At 69.1% G+C, this 24,190-nt stretch carries 21 protein-coding genes; 7 read left to right on the forward strand and 14 right to left on the reverse strand.

The annotated features are described in order from the left end of the window. Window positions 1-221 precede the first annotated feature (221 nt). Together argS and INQ41_RS12475 are read left to right on the forward strand one after the other, a co-directional pair. Window positions 222-1,907 carry an arginine--tRNA ligase gene (gene argS / locus INQ41_RS12470; RefSeq protein WP_193984922.1) on the forward strand — a complete coding sequence of 562 codons (1,686 nt, stop codon included), beginning with the start codon at window positions 222-224 and terminating at the stop codon, window positions 1,905-1,907. Beyond that, window positions 1,908-2,717: an SPOR domain-containing protein gene (locus INQ41_RS12475; RefSeq protein ID WP_193984923.1), complete on the forward strand. Its 810-nt coding sequence runs from the start codon at window positions 1,908-1,910 to the stop codon at window positions 2,715-2,717. A 91-nt stretch (window positions 2,718-2,808) separates the two neighbouring features. On the opposite strand, the gene INQ41_RS12480 is transcribed toward INQ41_RS12475, so the two are convergent. Together INQ41_RS12480 and speA are read right to left on the reverse strand one after the other, a co-directional pair. Further along, window positions 2,809-3,663 (reverse strand): NAD(P)-dependent oxidoreductase, encoded by an 855-nt coding sequence (locus INQ41_RS12480; protein WP_193984925.1) that lies wholly within the window; start codon window positions 3,661-3,663, stop codon window positions 2,809-2,811. Between the two features lie 45 nt (window positions 3,664-3,708). Next, window positions 3,709-5,598 carry an arginine decarboxylase gene (gene speA, locus INQ41_RS12485; RefSeq protein WP_193984927.1) on the reverse strand — a complete coding sequence of 630 codons (1,890 nt, stop codon included), beginning with the start codon at window positions 5,596-5,598 and terminating at the stop codon, window positions 3,709-3,711. A gap of 175 nt (window positions 5,599-5,773) precedes the next feature. Between speA and speE the strand changes: the two genes are divergently transcribed. Further along, window positions 5,774-6,625, forward strand: coding sequence for a polyamine aminopropyltransferase (gene speE, locus INQ41_RS12490; protein WP_193984929.1), 852 nt, complete (start codon window positions 5,774-5,776; stop codon window positions 6,623-6,625). Between the two features lie 6 nt (window positions 6,626-6,631). Here the strand turns inward: speE and INQ41_RS12495 are convergent, their stop codons facing one another. Both INQ41_RS12495 and INQ41_RS12500 read right to left on the reverse strand, forming a co-directional pair. After that, a complete protein-coding gene (locus INQ41_RS12495; RefSeq protein WP_228076614.1) occupies window positions 6,632-8,557 on the reverse strand; it encodes a DUF4153 domain-containing protein in 1,926 nt (641 codons plus the stop codon). Further along, entirely contained in the window at window positions 8,541-8,879 is a 339-nt protein-coding gene (locus tag INQ41_RS12500) for a P-II family nitrogen regulator (RefSeq protein ID WP_043958974.1), read from the reverse strand. The genes INQ41_RS12495 and INQ41_RS12500 overlap by 17 nt, the downstream gene beginning before the upstream one ends. A 176-nt stretch (window positions 8,880-9,055) precedes the next feature. Between INQ41_RS12500 and ubiK the strand changes: the two genes are divergently transcribed. Both ubiK and INQ41_RS12510 read left to right on the forward strand, forming a co-directional pair. After that, window positions 9,056-9,355: a ubiquinone biosynthesis accessory factor UbiK gene (ubiK, locus tag INQ41_RS12505; protein WP_193984931.1), complete on the forward strand. Its 300-nt coding sequence runs from the start codon at window positions 9,056-9,058 to the stop codon at window positions 9,353-9,355. A gap of 9 nt (window positions 9,356-9,364) precedes the next feature. Beyond that, on the forward strand, window positions 9,365-10,879 hold the full coding sequence (locus tag INQ41_RS12510; protein ID WP_193984933.1) for a YifB family Mg chelatase-like AAA ATPase: 1,515 nt from the start codon (window positions 9,365-9,367) through the stop codon (window positions 10,877-10,879). Between the two features lie 52 nt (window positions 10,880-10,931). Here INQ41_RS12510 and INQ41_RS12515 read toward each other — a convergent pair whose 3' ends face one another. The 3 genes from INQ41_RS12515 to aceB all read right to left on the reverse strand — a co-directional run bounded on the left by INQ41_RS12515 (window position 10,932) and on the right by aceB (window position 14,305). Further along, window positions 10,932-11,144 (reverse strand): hypervirulence associated TUDOR domain-containing protein, encoded by a 213-nt coding sequence (locus INQ41_RS12515; RefSeq protein WP_193984935.1) that lies wholly within the window; start codon window positions 11,142-11,144, stop codon window positions 10,932-10,934. 127 nt (window positions 11,145-11,271) lie between these two features. Next, on the reverse strand, window positions 11,272-12,567 hold the full coding sequence (gene aceA / locus INQ41_RS12520) for an isocitrate lyase (RefSeq protein ID WP_193984937.1): 1,296 nt from the start codon (window positions 12,565-12,567) through the stop codon (window positions 11,272-11,274). Window positions 12,568-12,622: 55 nt separating this feature from the next. Further along, complete coding sequence (gene aceB / locus INQ41_RS12525) at window positions 12,623-14,305, reverse strand: malate synthase A (RefSeq protein ID WP_193984939.1); 1,683 nt, start codon at window positions 14,303-14,305, stop codon at window positions 12,623-12,625. 147 nt (window positions 14,306-14,452) lie between these two features. On the opposite strand from aceB, the gene INQ41_RS12530 reads away from it, so the two are divergent. After that, the gene (locus INQ41_RS12530) at window positions 14,453-15,424 is read left to right on the forward strand and encodes a LysR family transcriptional regulator (RefSeq protein WP_193984941.1); all 972 of its coding nucleotides are present in this window, start codon (window positions 14,453-14,455) and stop codon (window positions 15,422-15,424) included. Window positions 15,425-15,427: 3 nt separating this feature from the next. On the opposite strand, the gene INQ41_RS12535 is transcribed toward INQ41_RS12530, so the two are convergent. The 7 genes from INQ41_RS12535 to oleD form a co-directional block, all read right to left on the reverse strand. Then, window positions 15,428-16,867 carry a glycosyltransferase gene (locus tag INQ41_RS12535; RefSeq protein WP_193984943.1) on the reverse strand — a complete coding sequence of 480 codons (1,440 nt, stop codon included), beginning with the start codon at window positions 16,865-16,867 and terminating at the stop codon, window positions 15,428-15,430. Between the two features lie 183 nt (window positions 16,868-17,050). Next, complete coding sequence (locus tag INQ41_RS12540; protein ID WP_193984944.1) at window positions 17,051-17,674, reverse strand: lysophospholipid acyltransferase family protein; 624 nt, start codon at window positions 17,672-17,674, stop codon at window positions 17,051-17,053. 60 nt (window positions 17,675-17,734) lie between these two features. Next, window positions 17,735-18,151 carry an alternative ribosome rescue aminoacyl-tRNA hydrolase ArfB gene (arfB, locus tag INQ41_RS12545; RefSeq protein WP_193984946.1) on the reverse strand — a complete coding sequence of 139 codons (417 nt, stop codon included), beginning with the start codon at window positions 18,149-18,151 and terminating at the stop codon, window positions 17,735-17,737. A 9-nt stretch (window positions 18,152-18,160) separates the two neighbouring features. Then, on the reverse strand, window positions 18,161-18,868 hold the full coding sequence (locus INQ41_RS12550; protein ID WP_228076615.1) for a pseudouridine synthase: 708 nt from the start codon (window positions 18,866-18,868) through the stop codon (window positions 18,161-18,163). Then, a complete protein-coding gene (ubiB, locus tag INQ41_RS12555; RefSeq protein WP_193984948.1) occupies window positions 18,853-20,541 on the reverse strand; it encodes a ubiquinone biosynthesis regulatory protein kinase UbiB in 1,689 nt (562 codons plus the stop codon). The genes INQ41_RS12550 and ubiB overlap by 16 nt, the downstream gene beginning before the upstream one ends. Further along, window positions 20,538-21,206: a ubiquinone biosynthesis accessory factor UbiJ gene (locus INQ41_RS12560; protein ID WP_193984950.1), complete on the reverse strand. Its 669-nt coding sequence runs from the start codon at window positions 21,204-21,206 to the stop codon at window positions 20,538-20,540. Before INQ41_RS12560 ends, ubiB begins: the two co-directional genes overlap by 4 nt. A gap of 76 nt (window positions 21,207-21,282) precedes the next feature. Continuing rightward, window positions 21,283-22,281, reverse strand: a complete 999-nt coding sequence (gene oleD, locus INQ41_RS12565; protein ID WP_193984952.1) for a 2-alkyl-3-oxoalkanoate reductase — start codon at window positions 22,279-22,281, stop codon at window positions 21,283-21,285. Between the two features lie 108 nt (window positions 22,282-22,389). On the opposite strand from oleD, the gene INQ41_RS12570 reads away from it, so the two are divergent. Continuing rightward, the gene (locus tag INQ41_RS12570) at window positions 22,390-24,180 is read left to right on the forward strand and encodes an autotransporter assembly complex protein TamA (RefSeq protein WP_193984954.1); all 1,791 of its coding nucleotides are present in this window, start codon (window positions 22,390-22,392) and stop codon (window positions 24,178-24,180) included. Window positions 24,181-24,190: the final 10 nt, after the last annotated feature.

Below are 24,190 nucleotides of genomic sequence, written 5' to 3' on the forward strand. Positions count from 1 at the left end.
CCATTATCGGCGGCTGCGACGGCGAATGCACCGCGACGCCGCCCTGCGCCTCCAGCCCCTGACCTGTGGCCGCGGGCCCCCGCCGCGGATACGGCAATAAACCACGGGCACCGGCCCCCCGCACCGACCTCCCCTCCATCGCTTCAAGCCTCGCCAGACCGTCCGGACGCGCCGTGGCGAACCGGGTAAAATGGCCGGTTCCGCCGCACCGTCGAGTTTCCGTGAAAGCCACCCTGCACGCCCTGATCGCGCACGCCATCGACGCCCTGCGCGCCGCCGGCACCCTGCCCGCAGATCTGCCGACGCCCGATTTCGTCATCGAGCGACCGAAGGCGCGCGTGCAGGGTGACTTCTCGACCAACGCCGCGATGCTGCTGGCCAAGCCGGCGCGCTCCAATCCGCGCGCGATCGCCCAGTCGATCGTCGACGCCCTGCCGGCCAATGCCGATATCGGCAAGGTCGAGATCGCCGGTCCGGGCTTCATCAACTTCCACATCGACGAGGCCGCCTGGCGCCGGCAGCTGGGCGAGGTGTTCGCCCAGGGCGCCCGCTACGGCCGCAACCTCACCGGCCAGGGCCGGTGCGCCGGCGTGGAGTACGTCTCCGCCAACCCGACCGGTCCGCTGCATGTCGGCCACGGCCGCGCGGCGGTGATCGGCGACTGCATCGCCCGCGTGCTCGACGCCAACGGCTGGGAAGTGGCGCGCGAGTACTACTACAACGATGCCGGCGTGCAGATCGAGAACCTCGCCCTGTCGGTGCAGGCGCGTGCCCGCGGCATCGGCACCGATGATCCGGCGTGGCCCGAGAACGGCTATCGTGGCGACTACATCGCCGACGTGGCCCAGGCCTACCTGGACGGCGCGAGCGTCGAGCTCGACGGCGAGACGCTTACCGGCGCCCGCGATGCCGACAATCTCGACGCGATCCGCCGCTTCGCCGTCGCCTGGCTGCGGCGCGAGCAGAACAGCGACCTGGCCGCCTACGGCGTCGGCTTTGACGTCTATTTCCTGGAGAGCTCGCTGTATACGCAAGGCAAGGTGGAGGAGACGGTCGCCGCGCTCACCGCGAACGGCCACACCTACGAGGACGGCGGCGCGCTGTGGCTGCGGACCACCGCTTTTGGTGACGACAAGGACCGCGTGATGCGCAAGTCCGACGGCACCTACACCTACTTCGTGCCCGATGTCGCCTACCACCTGAGCAAATGGCAGCGCGGCTACCAGCGCGCGATCACCGAGCTGGGCGCCGACCACCACGGTTCGCTGGCCCGCGTGCGCGCTGGCCTGCAGGCACTCGATGCCGGCATCCCGCAGGGCTGGCCCGAGTACGTCCTGCACCAGATGGTGACGGTCATGCGCGGCGGCGAGGAGGTGAAGCTGTCCAAGCGCGCCGGCAGTTACCTCACCCTGCGCGATCTGGTCGACGAGGCCGGACGCGACGCCACCCGCTGGTTCCTCGTCGCGCGCAAGCCCGACTCGCAGCTGACCTTCGACATCGACCTGGCCCGCAGCCAGTCGCTCGACAACCCGGTGTATTACGTCCAGGTCTCGCACGCGCGGATGTGCGGGTTGATGCGCCAGCTGGATGAGCGCGGCCTGTCGTTCGACCGCGACGCCGGCCTGCAGCTGGGCTTGGAAGACGACGCCGCGACCCACGAGCTGGTGACGACGATCCTGCGCTACCCCGATGTGGTGGAGACCGCGGGGCGCGACCTGGAGCCGCACCAGGTCGCCGCCTATTTGCTGGAACTGGCGCAAGTCTTCCAGTCGTATTACAACGACCATCAGTTCCTGGTGGATGATGCCGACCAGCGCCACGCCCGTCTGGTGCTGGCGATGGCGACCCGACAGGTGCTGGCCAACGGTCTGGAATTGCTGGGCGTAAGCGCCCCCGAGGTGATGTAAGTGGCAGCACGACGCGGTAAATCACAGGCGCGACGCAATCAGGGCAACAGCGGCATGCCCGGCTGGGCATGGATGATCCTGGGCATCCTGATCACCATCGTGGCGATCCTGCTGCTGCCCAAGGTGCTCAAGTCCGACGGCGATGGCTTCTTCCGGCCGCAGCCCAATCCCGACGCGCAGCCGGCCCCGGTTGCGGTGGACGACAGCGTGGTGGGTCCAGGCCCCACCGGCAAGCCGCCCGCCAGCGACGGGCCCAAATACGATTTCTACACCCTGCTTCCCGGGAAGGAAGTCGCCGTCAGCGACGCCGAGCTGGCCGCTACCGAGCGCGCCGAAGAGCAGCGCGCGGAAGCCCTGCGCGCTGCGGCCGCGTTGCGCGGCGAGACGCCGGCGGCAGCGGTCGCCCGCAATCCGGACGCGGCCGATCCGGCGCTGCCGACGCCGGTAAGCGAAGAGCCGACGACTACGGCGCCGACGCCAACCACGCCAGCGGCCAGCACCGCCGCGACAACAAGCCCGGCGGCCACGCCCGCGGCCGCGGCGGCAGAGCCCAGGCCCGTCGCCGCTGCCGCCGATGGCAGCCGTTACCTGCTGCAGGCCGGCGCCTTCCAGGCCTCCGGCCAGGCGGAGGAGCTGAAGGCGCAGCTGGCAATGATGGGCCTGAGCGCCCGCGTGGAGCCGGCGCAGATCAACGGCAACACCGTCTATCGCGTGCGCATGGGGCCCTACGGCAGCGCCGGCGATCTGGCCGATGCCAAGCGCAAGCTCGCCAGCAGCGGCGTGTCGGCGATGGCGATCAAGGCCCAGTAGGGCCGCCTGCCGCACTGCCGGTGGCCGGTAACTGGTAGCGGCTCGCGGCCGCACGCACCGGTGGAGGTCGCGCCCGCAGGCGCGGCGAAACTCAGTTGCCGCGCTTGAGCTTGATCAGCGCCGACGTATCGCTGTCACCGTCACCCTGATCGACCAGACGACCGTAGTCGGCCAGCGCCAGCTCCAGGGTGGACAGCTGGATCGACGCCTCGCGGGCGATGTCACGGACGATGCGCAGATCCTTGAGCATGTGCGCGCTCTTGAAGCCGGGCGCGAACTCGCTGCGCATCATCGTCCCGCCGCGTTTCTCCAGGAACCAGTTGCCGGCCGCGCCCGCCATCAGCGTGGGCAGCAGGCGCTCGGCGTCCAGGCCGAGCTTCTCGCCGAGCGCGAGACCCTCGCAGACCGCCTCGTTGATGCCGGCCACCAGCACCTGGTTGACCGCCTTGGTCGCCTGGCCGGCGCCGGTCGCGCCCATGTGGCTGATCCGGCTGGCGTAGGCCTCCAGCACGGGCCGCACCTTCTCCAGCGCGTCGCCCTCGCCGCCGGCCATCACCGACAGCTTGCCGTTGCGCGCGCCTTCCACGCCGCCCGATACCGGCGCGTCGACGAAGCCGATGCCGTGCTCGTGCAGCATCGCCGCCGCGCGGCGCGCCGTCTGCACAGAGACGGTGGAGTGATCCACCACCACCGCGCCGGGCTTGAGCACCTGCGCCAGCGCCTGGACGTTCTCGAGCACGTCGGCGTCCAGCGAGACACACATCGCGACCACGTCGCAGTCGGCGAAGTTGTCGGCCGAGCGCGCCGCGCGCACTTCCAGCTCCCTGGCCAGTGCGTCGGCCTTGGACTGGGTGCGGTTGCCGACCACGGTCAACAGGCCGCGCGCGTGCAGGTAGCGAGCCATCGGTGCGCCCATCGCGCCCAGGCCAATGAATCCGGTTTTCATGCAGCTCCTCGTGCCTGGTCCAGGCGTTGATGCAGGGCCCCGCGACTACGCCAGTGGCGCGTCGCTGAGGTAGGTGTATCCGGTCAGGCCGGCTTCCAGCGCGGCGTTCAGGCGATCGGCCTCGTCGGCGGGTAGATCCGCGGCGGCAACCTTGGCCCGGTAGCTGGCGCGCAGCTCGCCAAGCGAGTAGCCGACGTAGTCGAGCATCACGTCGGTGGTGTCGCCGCGGCGCTGCTGGGTCAACTGGTAGCCGTCGCCGTCGATCTGCACCGCGACCGCGTCGGTGTCGCCAAACAGGTTGTGGATGTCGCCGAGGATCTCCTGGTAGGCGCCCACCAGGAAGAACCCCAGCCGGTAGCTCTCGCCGGGATTGAGCGAATGGATCGCCATCGAGGTGTCCAGCGTCTCGTTGCCGACGTAGGTGTCGATGCGCCCGTCCGAGTCGCAGGTCAGGTCGGCGATCACGCCGCGCCTCTGCGGCGCCTCGTCCAGACGCTCGATCGGCATGATCGGAAACACCTGCTGGATCGCCCAGACATCGGGCATGGATTCGAACACGCTGAAGTTGACGAAGTACTTGTCCACCAGCCTCTGGTTGAGCTCGTCCAGCACCGCCTGGTGGCTCTTCTCGCCGGGGCTGAGGCGCTCGCGCACGCCGTGGGCGATCAGGTAGAACAGGTCGTCGATGCGGGCGCGGTGGACCAGGTCGATCTGGCCCAGCGCGTAGGCGGTCAGGCCTTCGGAGTGGAAGTGCACGGCCTCGTGGAACAGCTCCACGGCCGGGCGCGAATCCAGCTCGGCGTGGATCCCGCGCAGGTGGCGGATGACCGCCGGCTCATCGTCGTGCTCGTCGGGCACGCGGCCTTCCGGCGCGGGCTCGACCTCGGAGACGTTGGCGATCAACACCGCGTGATGCGCGGTCATCGCGCGGCCGCATTCGGTGACAATCCGCGGCGGCGTCAGGCCGTGTTCGATGCACGCATCGGCCAACGGCTGGACGATGCTGGATGCGTACTGCTGCACGCCGTAGTTGATCGAGTAATAGCTGCGCGAGCGGGTGCCCTCGTAGTCGATGCCCAGCCCGCCTCCGACATCCATGTAGCGGACGTTGGCGCCCAGCTTGGACAGCTCGACGAGGTAACGGGTCGCCTCGCGGATGCCGCTGGCGATGTCGCGCACGTTGGAGATCTGCGAGCCCATGTGGAAATGCAGCAGGCCCAGGCAGTCGGTCATCCCGTCCTCGCGCAGGCTTTTCCACAGGTCCAGCACCTGGCGTGGGGTCAGGCCGAACTTGGCCTTGTCGCCGCCGCTGTTCTGCCACTTGCCCGCGCCCAGGCTGGCCAGGCGCATGCGCACGCCGATCCCGGGCTTGACCCCGAGCGCCTTGGACTCCTCCAGCACGAGCGCCAGCTCGGAGGGCTTCTCGATGACGATGAAGGTCTCCATGCCTAGCTTGCGGCCGATCAGCGCCAGGCGGATATATTCACGATCCTTGTAGCCGTTGCAGACGATCAGGCCGCCGGGCCGGCTCAGCGCCAGCACCGCCATCAGCTCGGGCTTGCTGCCCGCCTCTAGGCCGAAGCCCTCGCCGTGGTGCGAGGCCAGCGTGCCGGCCACGCCCTGATGCTGGTTGACCTTGATCGGGTAGACCGCGGTGTAGCCGCCGGCGTAATCCGCATCGGCCATGGCCTGGGCAAACGCCGACTGCAGCTTGCCGAGGCGGTCGCCGAGGATGTCGGGGAAGCGCACCAGCAGCGGCAGCATGGCGCCGTTGGCGCGCGCCCGGTCGACCACCTGCGGCAACGCCACCTCGGGTCCATTCGCCCCTCGCGGCCGCACCGTCACGCGGCCCTGGTCGTCGACGTCGAAGTACCCCTCGCTCCAATGCGGGACGGAGTAGGTCTTGCGGGCCTGATCGATCGACCAGTGGGACATCGGCATGCTACCGGCAGCGGGGGGACGGGCATTCTATCGCCCCACGCGGGCCCGGGACGTCACGACGCAGATCACGGCCTGTTGCGGCGCGTTGGTTACAATTCGCGCCCTTCCCTCCGCCACGCACTCGGTGTCCGCCGACCGGAATGTGGCCGCCAACACTGGACGAACTGCAATGAACGCTGAGACCACGTGGCACTACGAGAACTTCGAGCCCTCCGGCTCGGCGATCGGCTTCCGCATCACCCGCAAGCTGGACGAGGTGCAATCGCCGTTCCAGAAGATCGAGATCTTCGAGACCACCGACTGGGGCAACCTGATGCTGATCGACGGCGCGGTCATGCTGACCAGCCGCGACAACTTCCTCTACCACGAGATGATGTCGCACCCGGCGCTGTTCACCCACACCGATCCGAAGCAGGTCGTCATCATCGGTGGCGGCGACTGCGGCACCCTGCGCGAGGTGCTGAAGCACCCGGGCGTGGAGCGCGCGGTGCAGTGCGACATCGACGAGCAGGTCACCCGGATGTCGGAGAAGTACTTCCCCGAGCTGTGCGATTCCAACGACGATCCCCGCGCGCAGCTGCTGTTCGATGACGGCATCGCCTACATGAAGCACTGCGAGCCCGGCAGCTTGGACGTGGTCATCGTCGATTCCACCGATCCGGTCGGCCCGGCTGAGGGCCTGTTCAACAAGTCCTTCTTCGAGTCGTGCTTCCGCGCGCTGAAGGACGACGGCATCCTGGTCCAGCAATCCGAATCGCCGCTGGTGCTGCTGGACTTGATCAAGGCGATGCGCGCGGAGATGGGCAAGGCCGGCTTCACCTCGTTCCAGACTCTGCCCTTCCCGCAGCCGTGCTACCCCACCGGCTGGTGGAGCTGCACGCTGGCGCGCAAGGGCCAGGGCTTCGACTTCCGCGAGGCCGATGCGCGGGCCAAAGCCTTCACCAGCAAGTACTACAGCGCCGATATCCATCGCGGCGCGGCAAGCTTGCCGCCGTTCGTGGCCGAAGCACTGGAGGGCTGATTCCGCTCAGTCGGCCGGATCGACGGCATCCGCCGGCTCGGGCGGATCGCCTTTGCCGTCCGCATCGGCGGCATCGACCCGATCAGCGGAATCGATTTCGGCAGTCGGCTCGGCCGGCTCGGCCGATGGCTCCTCGATCGCATTGCGCTGCCCGGCAACCTCCAGGTCCGGCCACCGCCGTGGAACCAGTTTCACGTCGCCGCGGCGCAGCGCATCCGCGAGCGTGCGCTTGGCGTTGTCGAACATCACCACCGGGGCGAGGTCGTTCCAGGTGCCGTTATCGCGCGCGTGCACGCGGCAGTGCACGGTGTGATCGACGCCCAGGTGGCACAGCAGCACGTCCAGCGCGCCGTCCGCGTCCAGGTCGCGCACGATGGCGACGCAGTCACTGCCCGGTTGCCCACAGGCGATGGAGTCCAGATTGCCTGCCGCCATCGCGTCCCACCAGCCGGCCTCCGGCTCCGGCCCGATCACCGGAATTGCGCCGGGCTGCAGCGACGCGCGCTCTTCCGCCGTGGGCTTGGCCTGGTCGTCCGAATCCCATGGCTGGTAGCGCCCGGTCTGCAGCAGGACCCGCTCGATACGGTCGGACAGCTCGGCATTCGACGCGACCTGCGGTGCCTTCGACAGTTCCTGCAGCGTCCTGTAACCCGTGCGACCGGCGCGGTAACGCAGGTAGACCTCATCGAAATCGTCCGCGCTGGTACGCGCGTCCAGCAGACGCTGGGCCTGGCTGGCGGCGGCGATGCGCTGCGGGTCCAGCACCGGCGAATTGACCAGCAATACCAGCAGCAGCGCGGCCAGCGCAGCGGTCACGTTCACCGGCTCGATGCGCGCCAGCCAACGAGCGCGTCGGTCCAGCGCCGTCCATGCGTAGCCGAAGGCGTGCACGGTGAGGATCGCCGCCGCGATCCCCGCCCAGATCCGCTCCACGCTCCAGCCGTACTGGCCGACGCGCAGGCCCAGGGCGACCAGCGCCAGCACCGCAAATACCGGCAGCACGACCAGCCCCGCCCCCGCCAGCAACCGCAACGGGCGCGGATACGGCGCCGGATCATCACCGTCCTGATAGACCGCGTTGGCAAACACCACCATGGCCACGAGCAGCGCCATCAGGACCGTGGCCGCCGAGGCGGTGCTCCACAGCGGCTCCAGGCCGGTAAACGGCAGGGTGGCCACGAACAGCACCGCGATGGCCGCCAGCAGCGGAAACAGGCCGGTGAAGATTGCGATCAGCAGTCGGCGCATCATCTGCACCGGTCGCGCCTGGCTGCGTCCGACCAGCACGCCCAGACCGCCGAACAGCCCGGTGGCGAGATAGGCGAACGCCGTGCCGGTAAACAGGTCGGCAAAGAACTCCACGCCGATGAGCTTGAACAGGCCGGCCCACAGGCCCAGCACCGCCCAGCAGATTCCGGTAAAAACACCGGCAACCAGCAAGGTCAGCAGGTTCTGCCAGGCGTGCGCGAACAGTTCCGGGTAGGGCGCGCACCAGCGGCCGTGGGCCTGCCGGCACTGCAGGAACGGGCCGGCCACGAACAACGCCGCGGCCATGCTGATCGCGAACGGCGCCAGCACCGCGGAAGCCTCCAGTCCCGGCGCGCCGGTGGCCGACCGCGCCGCCCAAGCGCCCAGGCCGAGGAAGACCAGCGCCACCAGCGCGGCGTTCTGCCAGAAGCGCGCGTCGTCCAGACGGCGCACCGACAGCGCCATCGCCGTGGGCACCGCGAGCACGAGCGCGTACCAGCACACGCGGGTGCCCAGCGCGCCGAGCACCGGCCAGCCCCGCTCCGCACCGACCCAGACCACCCACAGCGCGAGCGATTGCAGCAGCGCCAGCAGGACGATGAAACCCTGCGCCTGGCGTGACAATGGCTCCTCGGCGGGACTCATCGCGTCGCCGGCGGCAGCGTGCTCAGAGCGCATCGGCATCCAGCTCGCCGGTGCGGATGCGGACCACCCGGTCAAGGTCCCAGACGAAAATCTTGCCATCGCCGATCTTGCCGGTGCCGGCGGTCTTCATGATCGCCTCGACCACGGTGTCGACCTGGTCATCGGTGATCGCCACTTCCAGCTTGATCTTGGGCAGGAAATCAACCACGTACTCGGCGCCTCGGTACAGCTCGGTGTGCCCTTTCTGCCGACCGAAGCCCTTGACCTCGGTGGCCGTGATGCCGGCTGCACCGGCCTCGGCGAGGGCCTCGCGCACGTCATCGAGCTTGAACGGCTTGATCACCGCCATGACCATCTTCATCGCGAACTCCGGGGCTGCAGGGCATCGTGGCGACGAGGATAGCGCGAAGCCCGGCGACCGCTGCGGTAAACTGGGCATCTGGCCTGTCAGATTTTTCCGACAGCCCATCGCGGGCCCGGCCGATTGTGGTGCGACTTCGCGCGACCCAGTGTTGAACCATTGCCGGAGGAGCCAACATGATTGATCTCAACCACATCGATGAACTTGCACGACGTCTCAGCGGCCTGGTGCCGCCCAGCCTTCGCGAGGGTCGCGAGGAGCTGCAACAGAACTTCAAGTCCGTCCTGCAGTCGGGTCTGTCGCGGCTGGATCTGGTGACGCGCGAGGAGTTCGATGTGCAGCGCGCGGTCCTGTTGCACACCCGGGAAAAACTCGACCAGTTGCAGCGCACCGTGACCGAGCTGGAAGCGCAGCTGGGCTCACGCGTGAACGCCGGCGCGGAAAGCGCCGACCCATCCGCGCCTCCTCGCCACTGACCTGCCCCGATGAACCTGGCACTCGTGCACAGCCGTGCGCGATCGGGCATCCGTGCCGCTCCGGTCCGCGTGGAGGTGCATCTGGGCGGCGGGCTGCCGTCGATGTCGATCGTCGGCTTGCCGGAAACCGCGGTGCGCGAATCGCGTGAGCGCGTGCGCGCCGCGATCCAGTGCGCCCAGTTCGAATTCCCGGCCCGGCGGATCACCGTCAACCTCGCCCCCGCCGACCTGCCCAAGGGCGGCGGTCGCTTCGACCTGCCGATCGCTCTGGGGATCCTCGCCGCCAGTGGGCAGATCCCGCCGGAGGCCCTGGGTGAGTACGAGTTCCTCGGCGAGCTGGGCCTGACCGGCGAGTTGCGCGCGGTGGACGCGGTGCTGCCGGCCGCGCTGGCCGCGGCCCAGGCCGGACGCAAACTGGTCGTACCGCCCGCCAACGGCGCCGAAGCCGCACTGGTCAGTGAGGGTGAGACACGGACCGCGCGCACGCTGCTGGAAGTGTGCGCGATGCTGTCCGGGCACAAATCGCTGCCACGCGCCGACGCTCCAGCCCCGAGTCGGCGCGTCGGACCGGACCTGGCCGACGTGCGCGGCCAGGCGCATGCGCGCCGCGCACTGGAGGTCGCCGCGGCGGGTGGCCACCATCTGCTCCTCGTGGGGCCGCCAGGCTGCGGCAAGACCCTGCTCGCGTCCCGTTTGCCCGGTCTGCTGCCGGTGGCCAGCGACGCCGAAGCGCTGGATTCGGCGGCCGTCGCTTCGCTGGGCGGACGTGGCGTGGACGCGTCGCTGTGGCGGGAACGCCCGTTCCGCTCCCCGCACCACACGGCCAGTGCGGTCGCGCTGGTCGGCGGTGGCGCCGAGCCGCGACCGGGCGAAATTTCCATGGCGCACAACGGCGTACTGTTCCTGGACGAGCTGCCCGAGTGGAGCCGGCGCACGCTGGAGGTGCTGCGCGAGCCACTGGAGTCGGGCACCGTCACCATCGCGCGCGCCGCCCGCAGCGTCGAGTTCCCGGCGCGCTTCCAGCTGGTCGCAGCCATGAACCCCTGTCCCTGCGGCTGGGCCGGCGACCCCAGCGGGCGCTGCCGCTGCAGCCCGGACATGGTCTTGAACTACCGCGCGCGCATCTCCGGCCCGCTGATGGACCGGATCGACCTGCACGTCGAGGTACCCAGGCTGCCGCCATCGGAACTGCGACCGGATGCCGCGCCTTCCGAGAACAGCGATACCGTCCGCGAGCGAGTGGTTGCCGCCCGCGAGCTGCAGCTGGCCCGTTCCGGCAAGGCCAACGCCCACCTCAGTCAAGCAGAGACCGGGTCGACTTGCCGTCTGGCCGAGACCGATTTTGCCCTACTGGAACGCGCGATCGACACCCTCCACCTGTCGGCGCGCTCGATGCACCGGATCCTGCGGGTGGCGCGGACGATCGCCGACCTGGCCGGCAGTCCACAGATCCAGACCACGCACCTGAGCGAGGCGATCGGCTACCGGCGAGTGGATCGCGGGATGCCCTTGGCAACCGCCTGAAGGATTGACCGCGCATCAACCCGTCACCGGTGATTCGGCGGCGGCCGCTCGCCTATTTGGCGATCTTTTCCAGTGCGCTGCCCTTATGCGCGGCGATGTGATCGGTCTTGTCGCTCTTTATCTCGTACTGCGGCTCCTCCGCGCTGGCGCGATGGGTGTGGCCCTTGTAGTCGAAATCACGCTTGTGAACCTTGGTGATCCTGCCGCTGACGTGGCCGGCTTCCGAGTTCCAGCGCACGTGGTCGCCCACCTTGAATTCCGCCATGACACCCTCCTCTCGCTTCAACAGGGGGCGGGGACGCGCGGTAGCCGATACTCCCGGCGCGCTCAAAACCAGTGCCGCCCCTTCCATGGGGCAGCATCCTCCCGCGCGGGTGGTGGGCGCGTCAGCGTCAGGCCAGCGCCGGCTCGCTCTGGAACTGCTCCTCCTCGGTCGACCCGGTCAGGGCGGTGGTCGAGGACTGTCCGCTCTGGATGACCTGGGTGACCGAATCGAAATAACCGGTGCCGACCTCGCGCTGGTGCTTGACCGCGGTGAAGCCTTCGCTGGCAGCGGCGAATTCGGCCTGCTGCAGCTCGACGAAAGCGCTCATCTGGCGCTGCGCGTAGCCGCGGGCGAGGTGGAACATGCCGTAGTTCAGTGCGTGGAAGCCGGCCAGGGTGATGAACTGGAACTTGTAGCCCATCGCCGCCAGTTCGATCTGAAAGCGGGCGATGGTCGCGTCGTCCAGGTTGGCCTTCCAGTTGAAGCTGGGCGAGCAGTTGTAGGCCAGCAGCTTGCCCGGGGACCTGGCGTGGATCGCCTCGGCGAACCGGCGCGCAAACTCCAGGTCCGGCTTGCCGGTCTCGCACCACACCAGGTCGGCGTAGGGCGCGTAGGCCAGGCCGCGGCTGATCGCCTGGTCGATGCCCTTGCGGGTCTTGTAGAAGCCTTCGACGGTGCGTTCGCCGGTGACGAACGGGGCATCGGTCGGGTCGATGTCGGACGTCAGCAGGTCGGCGGCTTCGGCGTCGGTACGGGCGACGATCAGGGTCGGCACGCCCATGACATCGGCGGCCAGACGCGCGGCGACCAGCTTTTCGATCGCCTCCCGGGTCGGCACCAGCACCTTGCCGCCCATGTGGCCGCACTTCTTCGCACTGGCCAGTTGGTCCTCGAAATGCACCCCGGCCGCGCCGGCCTCGATCATGCCCTTCATCAGCTCGAACGCGTTCAGCACGCCGCCAAAACCGGCCTCCGCGTCGGCGACGATCGGCTGCAGAAAGTCGATGTCACCGCTGCCTTCGGCGCACTGGATCTGGTCGGCGCGCAGAAGTGTGTTGTTGATGCGCTTGACCACCGCCGGCACCGAGTCGGCCGGGTACAGCGACTGGTCCGGGTACATCTGCCCGCCCAGGTTGGCGTCGGCGGCGACCTGCCAGCCGGAGAGGTAGATCGCCTTCAGTCCGGCCTTGACCTGCTGCATGGCTTGGTTGCCGGTCAGCGCGCCCAGGGCGTTGACGAAATCCTCGCGCTGCAGTGACTGCCACAGCTTGTCGGCGCCCAGGCGGGCCAGGCTGTGCTCGACGGCGACGGTGCCACGCAGACGCACGACCTCCTCGGCCGAGTAGGGACGGGTGATGCCCTTCCAGCGGGGGTTGGTGTTCCAGTCGTCACGGATCTGATCGGCGGTGGGTTGAGTGCTCATGGCGATGTCCTGTGTGGGGTTGCATTCGGGGCGGAGCAGGAAGAAGCGGCGCGCGTCACTCGAGGCGGCGGTAGGCGGGAACGGTGAGGAAATCCTCGAGGGTGTCGGCGTGGCAAAGGCGGTCGAGCATGCCGATGGCTTCCTCGATCCGGCTGCCGCCGATGAGCTCGCGGCGGTCGCCCAGGCGCACCGGCAGACCAATGAAGGCGCGCTCCAGTAGGGTGAAGTCGATCGGGGTGCCGTCCTCCAGTTGCGGCGGCTCGGCCTGCGGATTGCCCGCAGCGATCGCCTGGGCTTGGCAATGGAGCCACTGCCACAGCTGCGTGCGGGCGATCTCGGCGGTGGCCGCGTCCTCCATCAGCCAGTGGATGGGCACGCAGCCGTTGCCATCCAGCCAAGCGGCCAGGTAGCGCACGCAGACCTCGACGTTGCCGTCGAAGCCGGCGCGGGTGATCGTGCCCAGTGGCTGGGTCAGCAACTGGTCGCGCAACTGGCGCTGGGTGAAGGCCTGCACGTCTTCTCGCAGCACGTGATGCTGGTGCGCGCCGGGCATGCGCTCGTCGAAGATGCGGCGGGCGAGCGGGATCAGCGCCGGATGCGCGACCCAGGTGCCGTCGTGGCCGGCGGTGACCTCCCGCAGCTTGTCGGCGCGCACCTTCGCCATCGCCCGCTCGTTGGCGGCCGGATCGTTGCTGATCGGGATCTGCGCGGCCATGCCGCCCATGGCGTGGGCGCCGCGGCGGTGGCAGGTGTGGATCAGCAGCTCGGAATACGCGCGCAGGAAGGGCTGGTCCATGCCAACCTGGCCGCGCTCGGGTAGCACCCGGTCCGGATGCGCTCGGAAGGTCTTGATGTAGCTGAAGATGTAGTCCCAGCGCCCGCAGTTGAGGCCGGCGATCCGGCTCCGCAGGGCGTGCAGGATCTCGTCCATCTGGAACACCGCCGGCAACGTCTCGATCAACACGGTGACCCTGATCTGGCCTTCGGCCAGGCCCAACGTGCGCTCGATGTGGTCGAGCACGTCGTTCCACAGCGCGGCCTCTTCCATCGACTCCAGCTTGGGCAGGTAGAAGTACGGGCCGCGATCGCGCGCCGCCAGCGCGGCGGCGTTGTGGAAGGCGAACAGTCCCAGATCGAACAGGCTCGCCGACATGGGCCGGCCGTCCACCTGCACGTGCTTCTCGTCCAGATGCCAGCCGCGCGGACGCACCAGCAGCACGGCCTGCCCGGCGGCCGGTTTCAACGCGTAGTGCTTGCCGGGAGTGCCTTCGGCGCGGGCCGGGGCGTGGAACTCCAGCGTCCCATCCACCGCGCCGCGCATGGCGTGCTGGCCGGCGATCATGTTCTTCCAGATCGGCGAGGTGCTGTCCTCGAAATCGGCCATGAAACAGTTGGCCCCGGAGTTCAGCGCGTTGATGACCATCTTCGCGTCGACCGGACCGGTGATCTCGACCCGGCGGTCACGCAGGGCGGCTGGCAGCGGCGCGACCTTCCAGTCGCTCTGGCGGATGTTGCGCGTGTCCTCGCGGAAATCCGGAAGCCCGCCGTTGTCGATTTCGGCTTGGCGGGCAATGCGGGCGGCCAGGCAGTCCAGGCGGCGGGCATCGAATCGCCGATGCAGCCCGGACAGGAACTCGCTGGCCGACGCGCTCAGCAATTGATCCTGGTCCTCCGCGACGGCGCGGACGCTGAACCCTTGCGTGGCCGGTTCGCTCTCGCGTCTCATGACTGCCGACATGCCGTTGCTCCAGTGCTTGGGGCACTCGACCATGCGTCGCCGGTCGCTTTATTTACAATTCAGATATATCAATACGATGTATAAGGTCCGCTTATACCCGGTACCGGAACCGACGTTGGACCGGTGAAACCGGGCACAGGAGTACCCATGAGCATCGAGCCATCACCGGCGACGCCCCGCTTTTCCTACAAGGGCGATCGACTCAAACCGCTTCGCGCGTTCTGCCAGACGGTGCGGCTGGGGTCGGTTTCCCGCGCCGCCGAGGCGCTGTTCCTGAGCCAGCCGGCGGTGAGCCTGCAGTTGCAGGCGCTGGAGCGCGACCTGGGCGAACGGTTGCTGGAGCGCAGCGGCCGACGCCTGGTGATGACCCGCCAGGGCGAGGCCCTCTACGACCTGGCGCGACCGTTGGTGGAGGGCATCGACGAACTGCCGGACGCGTTCCGCAAGCAGCTGCGCGGGATGGATGGCGGCGAGCTCAACGTCGCGGCCGGCAGCTCGACCATCCTCTACCTGTTGCCGCCGATCGTCGCCGCTTTCCGGGCCGCGCATCCGGAGGTACGCCTGAACCTGCACAACGTGACCGGCGCCGGCGGGCTGGAGCTGCTGCGCTCCGACGAGGTGGACCTCGCGGTGGGTTCGATGCTCGACGTTCCCGGCGACCTGGATTACGCGCCGGTGATGCGTTTCGAACCGATGCTGATCACCCCGCCGGACCATCCGCTGGCGACCCGGGCCAAATTCGACCTGGCCGACCTGTCCCCCTACGGACTCATCCTGCCGCCGCAGCGCCTGACCACGTATCGCATGGTCGATCTGGTGTTCCAGCGCCATCAGGTGCCCTACACGGTCGCCCTGGAAGTCGGCGGCTGGGAGGTCATCAAGCAGTACGTGGCGATGGGGCTGGGGATCAGCATCGTCACCGCGATCTGCCTGACCGAAGCCGACAAGGACCGGTTGGCGTCACGCTCGCTCGCCGAATGGTTTCCCTACCGCAGCTACGGCGTGGTGGTGCGGCGCGGCAAGTACCTCAGCCCACAGGCGCGCGCATTCACTGAACTGATCAAGCCCGACCTGTTTACCCGCCGCGACCGCGACGACAGCGGCCCGTCGGAGCGCTGATTCTCAATGGCGGATCGCGCGCGGCCGGCGACGCCCCCTCGCGTCGCGTCGGACATGCCAGTCCAGATCGCGCTTCCACCACCGGCGGATCGCGAACCAGCCCAGTGCGATCGGCTCCTGCAGGATCAGCAGATAGCGGACCGGCGCCCATGCGAGCGCCTGCAGGGCTGCGCGCAAACGCGGGCCGGAGGCGAAGCGCGCGGCAATGAAGCAGGTGGCGAGGACTTCGAGAGCGACGACGATCGCCAGCGCCGTCCATTGTCCTGCCAGGGTCAGCACCCACAGCAGCACCGGGTAGCCGATGCGCTCCAGCGCGATCAGCGCCAGCGGCGTTCCCAGCGGCCGCCCGCTCTCACGGGTGATCCGCTCGCCGAATCCCTGTCGGTAGGGCTCCTGGACCCGTCGCTCCGCCTTGCCCCGGCGCCACTGTGCGGCATCCTCGCGGCGCGCTCGACCCGGCATGCGCAAGCGTCGCAGCGGACTGCGCAACAGCACGTCGAAATAGTGGTGGAGCTGCAGGAACCCCGCGCTCCAGCGCCGCGAGTGTTCCGGCAGGCGCAGGAGCGACGGCGCTCGCGTGCGGGCCACCACATCGGGCACGCGGATGTTGCGGTAGCCGGCGTTCATCAGCGCCAGCGCGATGAAATGGTCCTCCAGCGCGGTGAAGTCGTCCCCGCGGATCGGCTCGTAGCGGTGGAAGAGGTCGCGCAGGTAGCGGCGCCGGTAGGCCACCGCGCCACCGCTGCCAATCGGCACGCCCCCGTCCACACGCGATACGCCGGCGTCGAGGAAGTCCTGCTGCAGCACGGCCATGTGCGCGTGGTAGCCCTGCGACATACGCTGCAGCGCGGTCTGCCAGCGATTGTCCGGTCGTTGGCGATGCGCGTAGTCGTCGTCACCTAGCCAGTTGCGGAACGGCGCGGAGGTTTCCAGCCGTTCACGCGCGGACTCCTGCAAGGGCAGCATCCGTCCGCTGGCACTGGCGATGCCCACGCCCTGGTACAGCTCGCAGATGCAGCGCTCGATATAGTCCGGCGACTCAAGCACCGCGTCCGCGTCCAGCACCAGCAGCACGTCGCCCTCGAACTCGCGCGACTGGCGCTTCAGCGTGACCACGCGGCCGATCGACCAGCCGCGGGCAATCGTTTCCAGCCGTATGCCGTTGGCGCGGGCGAACTCGCGGGCCAGCTGCAGGCTGTGGTCGCGATCGATGCCGCCGTCGTCCACCAGCAATACCCGCCGCGGCAGCCGGGTCTGACCCAGCAGCGATGCCAGGCAGTGGACGACGGTGTCGTGATGGCGGCACACCGGGATCACGACATCGACCACCGCGTGGCGCCAGTCTTCGGCCGGCGTGGGCACGGTCGGGTCGGGCGGCCGCAGATGGCCCAGCATCGCCCACCACGCACCCGGCCCGGCCGCGAACCAGGGTGCGCGGGCCACGCTCAGCTCCATCGGGCGTGCCGGCCCGGCTGCTTGGTGCGGCGCGAATTCATGCGGCGTGACTGCTCCGGCAACGGGGAGGCCGCGCTACGCGGCGGATGCTGCGACGAGTTGTGTGATGAGTTTTGTGACTAGCTCTGTGACGCTCTCTGTGACGAGCGTCGCAATAATCATGCCAGTCGTTCAGGCGTCGTGCAGCTTTCCCTTGGATACCGCCCGGTACCACGCGCGGATCCGCTGCATGTCGGCCTCCATGTCAGCGCCGGTCCGGAACGGCGGCGCGACCACCAGGCGGCGCTGCGGGTAGTGGAAGTACACCGGCAGTATCGGCACGCCGGCCGCATCGGCGATCTTCCAGAAGCCGCTCTTCCAGCGCTCCACCGGCTTGCGGGTGCCTTCCGGGGCCAGCCCGAACCAGAGCCGCTCGGCGTCGCGCAACATCGCGGTCGCCTGCTCCACAACGCCGTGCGCGGCGCGGCGGTTGACCGGAATCACGCCGAGCTTGCGCAACAGCCACCCCAGCCCGGGCACCCGGAACAACGAGTCCTTGCCGAGGATCCGCACGTCCACGCCCAGCGCCAGCTTGGCCGCGAACCCCCACACCGCGTCCCAGTTGGACGAATGCGGCGCACCGATCAACACCACCCGCGGCAGGTCGGGGAACTCGCCGGTCATGCGCCAACCGCCCAGGCGCAGCACCGTGCGGCCGAACCAGCGTCCAAAGCGGCTGGGCCGCACGCGCGGCACATTGGGCGGCAACGTGGGCACGCTGCCTGCCGGTACTTCCGGGTCGTCTCTCGCCGTCATCGAGCGCCCATCTCCCCTGCTCTGCTCTACGTCGATGATCGCACCAAGCCGCCGCCGCGATCAGTCCCAGTCGGTCCGCGAGCGTCCCTGCTTGATGGTGCCGCGCTCGCGCTTGCCGGCCAGCCGCCGTTCCTTGGAGCCACGGGTCGGACGCGTCGGAATCCGCTTCTTCGGCGCGTGCAGGCTCTGGCCGATGAACGCCGCCAGCCGCTCGCGCGCGTCCTCTCGGTTGCGGTCCTGGGTGCGCAGGGTCTGCGCATTGATGACCAGCACCCCGTCGGCGGTGATGCGGCGATCGCGACGGGCCAGCAGGCGGGCGCGCACCGGCTCGGGCAACGACGGCGACTGGGCAATGTCGAAACGCAACTCGACCGCCGTCGATACCTTGTTCACGTTCTGCCCGCCCGGACCGGCCGAGCGCACGAAACGCTCGACCAGTTCGGACTCGGGAATGACGATGTTGCCGATCCGGACCATGCCCGGAGTCTAGAAGTACGCCAGCGCCCTGGCGAACTGGGCGTCCGGCGGCGCAATGGCTTCCAGCGCTTCTCCGCTCGCCGGGTGGGCGAACGCGAGCCGGTGGGCGTGCAGCAGCATGCGGTGGATGCCGACCATGCGGAAGGCCCGGTTGTGGCGACCGTCGCCGTGGCTGGTATCGCCGATCAGGTGGTGGGAGACGTGCTTGAGGTGGCGGCGGATCTGGCGGAAGCGTCCGGTCACCGGTTGCACCTGCACCAGCGCGTAGCGCGAGCTGGCAAAGCCGGAGGAGGGCCAGTCGCACTCGGTCCGCGCCAGGACCTGGAAGCGGGTCTGCGCCGGCTTCTTCACCGGTTTGCCGGGGCCGCCGTCGAGCGGGTGGTCGACATCGAAATCCGCCTCCGGCCAGCCGCGGCAGATCGCGCGGTAGTCCCGGTGCAGCTCGCCGGCCATGACCGCCTTGCCCAGAGTCGAGGCGGCGTCACGGTCGAAGGCCAGCAGCAGGCAGCCGCTGGTGGCACGGTCCAGGCGGTGGACCAGGAACACCTTGCGCCCGAACTGCCCGCGCAAGCGGTCGGCGGCAAAATCGGTCTCGCCCCGGGCCAGCGCGCTGTCGTGGACCATCAGTCCGGCCGGCTTGTTGATCACGGCCAGCCACTCGTCCTGGTAAACCACCGGCAGGGCAAGCGCTGCAGGATCGCTCAACGGCGCGGCCACGCCAGCAGCATCGCCGCGACGCCGGCGATCCCGGCTATCCACGAGGCGACCGGGACCGACCACTGCCCGGCGCCGCCGGCATCAAAGCCGTACAGCACCGCCGAGGCGACCAGCAGGCCGCTGCCCAGGATCGCCGCGACCGTGCGCTTCTGGGTTTCGCGCGCGGTGCGGGCCAGTTCGGCCAGGTCCGCCGAGCGCATCCGCAACTCGTGTTCGCCGCGCACCTGCTGGGTCAGCCAGGTGTGCAGCAGGCGCGGCATCTCCGGCGCGTGGGTCACCAGTTCGGGCAGATGGCGACGGAACTCGCGCAGCAGGCGCCGCGGACTGTAACGGGCGGCGAGGATCTTCTTCAGCACCGGCTTGGCCACGCCCCAGATGTCGATGCGCGGATCCAGCTGGCGTCCCAGGCCCTCGATGTTGAGCAGGGTTTTCTGCAGCAGGATCAGCTGCGGCTGCAGGGTCAGCTGGTGTCGCTGGGCGGTGCGGAACAGCTTGACCAGCACCTCGGCCAGCGAAATCTCGCTCAGCGGCCGGGTGAAGTAGGGCTCGCAGACGCCGCGCACGGCGGCCTCCAGCTCGTCCAGGCGGCTGTCAGCCGGCATCCAGCCCGCGCGCAGATGCAGCTCGGCGATGCGCCGGTAATCGCGGTTGAAGATCGCCATGAAGTTCTCCGCCAGGTAGTACTGGTCGTCGTCGGAGAGCTGGCCCATGATCCCGAAATCCAGCGCGATGAAGCGCGGGTTGGCCTTGCGGGCGGGGTCGATGTCGACCCAGATGTTGCCGGCGTGCGCATCGGCGTGGAAGAAGTTGTCGCGGAACACCTGGGTGTAGAACACCCGCACGCCCTTGGCCGCCAGCGCCGGGCGGTCGATCCCGGCGGCGTCCAGCGCCTGGATGTCGTCGGAAGGGATGCCATACACCCGCTCCAGGGTCAGCGCCTTGCCGGCGGTGTGGCTCCAGATCACCTCCGGCACGTACAGGTCGTCGCTGGGCGAGCCGTCCGCCTGGGTCCAGAAGCGCCGCAATACGCTGGCGTTTGCCCCTTCGCGCTCAAGGTCGAGCTCGGCGGCCAGCGTGCTTTCAATCTCGGCGACGATCGCGCGCGGGCGGATCTTCTCCGCGCGCGGATGGGTCCGCTCGACAATCCCGGCCAGCGCGCTCAACAGGCCGATGTCGGCTGCGACCTGATCTTCGATGCCCGGCCGCAGGACCTTGACCACCACCTCGCGCCCCGGATTGCCGCCGGACGCCGGCAAGGTCGCCGCATGGACTTGGGCGATGGAGGCCGAAGCCAGCGGAGTGGTGTGAAAGCTGGCGAACGCGGCCTCGACCGGCCGGCCCAGCGACGCTTCCACGATCGCCCGCGCGACCTCGCCATCGAACGGCGCGACGTTGTCCTGCAGGGTCGACAGCTCGACCGCGATGTCGGGTGGCACCAGGTCCGGGCGGGTCGACAGGATCTGGCCGAACTTGACGAAGATCGGCCCGAGCTCCTGCAGGGCCAGGCGCAGGCGGACGCCGCGCGGCTGGGACACAATTTCCGCCGACGCGCGCGGCACGAACGGCCGCGCCAGCTTCAACCAACGCTCGGCCGAGGTGCCCTCAAGCAGCTCGTCGAGCCGGTAGCGCAGGAGTACGCGACCGATGCGCCAGGCGCGCAGGGCCGCTTTCACGACGCGCTGCCGGGTGCGGAGACGCCGCTGCGAAGCCGGCCGACACGGGCGACCAGACGCTCCACGTCGTCGCGGATCGCGTCCACGTCATCGTGGAACGCCTCCAGCTCGGCGCGCGGCACCACGTCGCGCGATTCCTCGGTGACGTACTCCGCCGCGCTGCCGGCCAGCTCGCCGGCGACCACACGCGCCTGCTTCAGTCCGGCGGCCAGCGCGTTGGCAACCTGCACCCCGACCACATCGCCGAACACGCGGGCGAATGGCTGCTGCCAGTCCGGGTCGAAGCCCTCGGCCAGCCGCTGCAGGCGTCGCGCCAGGTCCGCATCGCCTTCCATCCGCAGCCGCCCTACCGGCGGCGCGTCATCGTTACGCAGGAACGGCAGCTGCCCCAGCAGCCCGGACAGGGTGCTGCTGATCGACAGGTCGCTCGCCTCGGCGGCGTCCACCGGGCCGACTTCGAGCCCGTCGCCTACCACCCGGATCTGCAGCGCCAGCGGCGGCGATGACAGGTGCAAGGCAACTCGCCGACCATCGAGAGCGGCCAGGCTGTCGCGGGTCTGCGGATCCAGCGCGAGCGCGCGGTTCAGGGCGGTCTGCAACGCGCGCCCGGCCAGCGGCTTGAGCGCCGCCAGCGGCGACGGAGGAAATGAGCGGGACTGGGTCATGAGCGCATTCTACTTGGCGCGCGCCTGCCTCCGGCATCGTCACCGCGCAGGAGCGTCGTTGCCAGCAGACGCGGCGCTAGCGGTGCGCAAGGTAATCGGCACGCACCCGGGCCAGGCCCTCATCGAAGCCGATCGCAGGCCGGTAACCGAAATCGCGTCGCGCCGGGCCCATGTCGTACCAGTGCGCCGTCACCAGTTGCTCGGCCAGGAACCGCGTCATCGGCGGTTCGCCGCGCAGCGGCAGCGCAGTCCACAGTCCCTCGCAGACCACGCCAGCCGCGTAGGCGAGGCGGAATGGCAGGGTCTTCTCCACCAGCGGCGCGCCCACCGCGGCCAGCAGGCCGTTGATTGTCTCGCGCATCGTGCGCGGATCGCCGTTGCTGATGAAATAGGCGCGGCCGGCGCAGGTGGCCCCGATCGCCAGATGTTCGAAAGCGTCGAAGTGGGCCTGGGCGGCATTGTCGATGTAGGTGGTGTCGACCAGGTTGTCGCCTTCGCCGACCAGCCGCAGCCGCCCCGCGTTGGCACGCTCCACCAGCCGGGGCAGCAACTGGTTGTCGCCGACGCCCCAGATCAGGCGCGGACGCAGCGCGACGGTGGCCAGCGCCGAGTCGTTGGCCGCCAAAACCTCCTGCTCGGCGATCAGCTTGGTGCTCGCATACGGCGCCTTGAAGCCGGTGCCGTAGGGGACGTCGTCCGCGCTGCCGCCTTGCACGGGGCGGGTCGCGCGGTGGGTCACGCTGGGGGTGGAGGTGTACACCAGCCGCGCGATGCCGTGGTTGCGGCAGGCGTCCAGCACGTGCCGGGTGCCGAGCACGTTGGCGTCGTGGTACGCCTGCCGCGGCCCCCACGCACCCGCCTTGGCGGCGTTGTGGAACACCGCGTCACAGCCTCGCGCAGCGGCGATGACCGCATCGCGCTGGGCCAGGTCGCCGCGCACCTGCTGCACGCCCATCGCTGCCAGCGCCGGGTAGTCGCCACGGTTGAAACTCACCACTTCGTGGCCGCGCGCACGCAGCCCGCGACACAGGGCCTGGCCGAGAAAGCCGCCGCCGCCGGTTACCAGGATCTTCATCCGCGCATGCTACGACACGGCGCGCCGCGGCACCGCCGTCGCCACGACCGCGTCAACGGATGGGCCCGTATTTATTTGCTATTGACGCGTTGAAGGTATTCTTCCGCCATGCCCCTTGCCCCGATCGCGGTTACTGCCGCCCTTGCCTGTCTGCTGGTCTGCGGTACGGCCCACGCCGCACGAGTCGACAAGGTCGCCGTGCTCGGCCTTGACGAGGCGATGACCGACAACGTGCGCAGCGCGGTCACCCTCGTGGCGGCCTCCGGCAAGGAGATCTCCGCGCGCCGCCTGGCCTATCTGGTTCGTGCCGCCGAGGACGAAACGCGCGAGGCACTTGAGCCTTTCGGCTATTACTCACCGATCATCACCGTCGATTACGAGCGCAACAACGGCTCCGCGGGCACGGTCACGATCACCGTCGTTGCCGGCGATCCGGTGCGCGTCCGCCGCGAGCACGTCGCCATCGACGGCGCCGGTGCGCGCGACCGCTATCTGAGCGAGGACCTGGCCAGGTTCAAGCCCGAGATCGGCGACGTGTTCGACCACCAGCTCTACGAAGCCAGCAAGATCCGCATCAGCCGCCGGCTGTCGCAACGCGGCTACTTCGACGCCGACTTCGCCTCGCGCCGGGTGGAGGTCACTCGCGCAGACAACGCCGCCGACATCGACCTGGTCTGGAACAGCGGACGCCGCTACGACATGGGCACGATCGATTTCCAGCAGACGCCCAACACCATCCTGCGCCAGTCCGTGCTGGACAAGCTGGTGTACTGGGACACCGGCAGTTACTACCACCAGGGCAAGCTGGACCGCCTGCGCGATTCGCTCACCGCGCTGGACTATTTCTCCTCGGTGATGATCAATCCGCTGCCCGACCAAGCGGTCGACGGCCAGGTGCCGATCGACGTGGTGCTGACCCCGGCCAAGCGCAGCATCTACACCGCCGGCCTGAGCTACGGCACCGACAGCGGCGCCGGCGTGCGCCTGGGGCTGGAGCGCCGCTACGTCAATGACCGCGGCCACAAGGCGCTCGCCCAGCTCGACTACGCCCAGCGCCGCAAGACCCTGACCGCGCAATACCGCATCCCGGCCTTCGCATGGGTGGACGGCTGGTACACGGTCAGCGCGCAGGCGGCGGATGAGCAGACCGACTACATGGACAGCCGCCGAATCGAGCTGGTCGCCAGCCGCAGCGGCAAGATCAACCGCCACCTCAACGTCGTCGCCTCCCTGCACGCCCTGCGCGAGCGCTGGTCATACGCCGCCGACGATGACGGCGACCCGCTCACCGAGCCGGCATTCCGCTACGCCACGTTTACCTACCCCTCGCTGCGCGCCGAGTACATCGACGCCGACGACCGGGTGTTCCCGCGCAACGGCCGCGCCGGCACGCTGATGTTGCGCGGCGGGGTGGAAGGCGCCGGCAGCGATGCCGACTTCGGCCAGATCCGCGCGACCGCCAGCTGGTACCGCGGCATCGGCGAGCGCGGCCGGATCATCGCCCGCGGCGAGCTGGGGCACACCTTCACCGAGGAACTGGTGGCGATGCCGCCGAGCCTGCGCTTCTTCGCCGGCGGCGACCGCAGCATCCGCGGCTACGCGTGGCGCGAGGTCGGACCGCGGGTGGAAGGCAGCGACGGCAAGCTGTACGCGCTGGGCGCCAAAAACGTGGCCACCGGAGGCATCGAATACGAGCACTACTTCACCCCGAGCTGGGGCGCGGCCGCATTCGTGGACACCGGCAGTGCGTTTGACAGCACCCCGGACTGGCGCACCGGCGTGGGCGCGGGCGTGCGCTGGCGCTCGCCGGTCGGACCGCTGCGCCTGGACATCGCCCACGGCCTGGACAGCCCGGACTCCTCGTTCCAGATCTACCTCAGCGTCGGCGCGGATCTTTGAGCATGATCGG

It is taken from the genome of Lysobacter ciconiae, assembly GCF_015209725.1.
GTDB classification, from domain to species: domain Bacteria; phylum Pseudomonadota; class Gammaproteobacteria; order Xanthomonadales; family Xanthomonadaceae; genus Novilysobacter; species Novilysobacter ciconiae.